Origin of the sequence: Thiolapillus sp. (assembly GCF_048562965.1) — a bacterium.
Classification (GTDB): Bacteria; Pseudomonadota; Gammaproteobacteria; order Chromatiales; family Chromatiaceae; genus Thiolapillus; species Thiolapillus brandeum_A.
This window is the reverse complement of sequence record NZ_JBHNMF010000870.1, coordinates 1-1,207: the sequence shown is the minus strand read 5'-3', so window position 1 is coordinate 1,207 and position 1,207 is coordinate 1. Positions and strand designations below refer to the sequence as shown.

Below are 1,207 nucleotides of genomic sequence, written 5' to 3'. Positions count from 1 at the left end.
TCGTTGTCTCCGTCTCGCTTTTTTGTGCGCGATTGTAGCTGAGCGTGCTGGTCTGTATTGTCAAATGGCCTAGATTGTAGAGAGCGCCCCCTTTGTCTCGTGCCCAATTCCAGGCTAAAGTCGATTTGTAAATCCTCGTCGTTGGCGGGTTGGCAAAGGCGAATCTGCCCGGCGGTTTGACGTATATCGCGCCACCTTTTTTCGATGCCGTATTTTTGGTCAGGCTGGTTTTATCGATGGCCAAATATTTCTGACTGTATATCGCGCCGCCCTCCCGCGCGGCGTTTTTTGTCAGTATCGAATGATTTATCGACAGGCGACCGGCGTTGTAGATGGCGCCCCCCTGGTCAGCCGTTCCGTGCTCCAGTTCCATCCCCCAGAGCGTCAGATCGCCGGATGACGTGATTTTCAGCATGCGCGTCTTTCGCTGGCCGTCCAGGGTGATGTCCGGGCGATTGTCGCCATCGATGTCTCCCTTGATGAGCAGTTTCTTGCTGATGCTGATCTCGCTATTGAGCAGGATCTGCTTTCCGTACAGCCAGGGCGCAAAGGTGATTGTATCTTCTGCGCCTGCCGCGGTGATGGCTGCGCGCAGTGTCCCGGGGCCGTTGTCTGCTATGCTGGTTACCCGTTGTGCGGTGATGCCTGCTGCTGGTGTTCCCAGCAGTCCCAGTGCTGCTATTGTCATGAGTTGTTTTTTCATGATGCCTTATTCTCCTTTGTGTACCTCCGGCATGGGCATGAACTTATGGGGTGCAAGTCCACTGTTGGAAAACCACCGCCGGAACCCCGTGTAGGTAGAGCCATATGCAAAACTAAAAATTGATTTTGGCTGGTTGAATGCTGCGCACCCTGTGGATGCGAATAATTCTCAATAATTGCGTATTTCTATGGTGGATCCATTTTCCCGTCCAATATTTGTACAATTTCTGCAATCGCTGCCAGCCATGGAGAGCGAAGCGAAGGCTGGTAGTCCCCAGTAGCCGCGAGGCCGCACTGCTTACCCGTCGTGCGCATAGCGCCAGAAGGAAAGCAAAGTAGGCATCCAAACGCGGCGTCCAGTCATTGGGAGACAAGTACGGAGCAGCAACGAGCTTGCGAAGTTGTTGCGTAGCGCTTGGTGACCAGGACGGCTGGGGCACAAATATAGGTTGTCAAAGGCCGAGTCGATTTTGGGGACTGGGATGTCCCAAAATCTATCACGAGG

General features: G+C 53.7%; 2 protein-coding genes. Both read right to left on the bottom strand.

Annotation, left to right across the window (positions count from 1 at the left end):
* Nucleotides 1-703 (bottom strand): hypothetical protein (locus ACOCD2_RS20795; RefSeq protein WP_293650341.1); only part of this gene is annotated, 703 nt, incomplete at its 3' end.
* 112 nt (nucleotides 704-815) lie between these two features.
* A complete protein-coding gene (locus ACOCD2_RS20790; RefSeq protein ID WP_293650342.1) occupies nucleotides 816-1,142 on the bottom strand; it encodes a hypothetical protein in 327 nt (108 codons plus the stop codon).
* Nucleotides 1,143-1,207 lie beyond the last annotated feature (65 nt).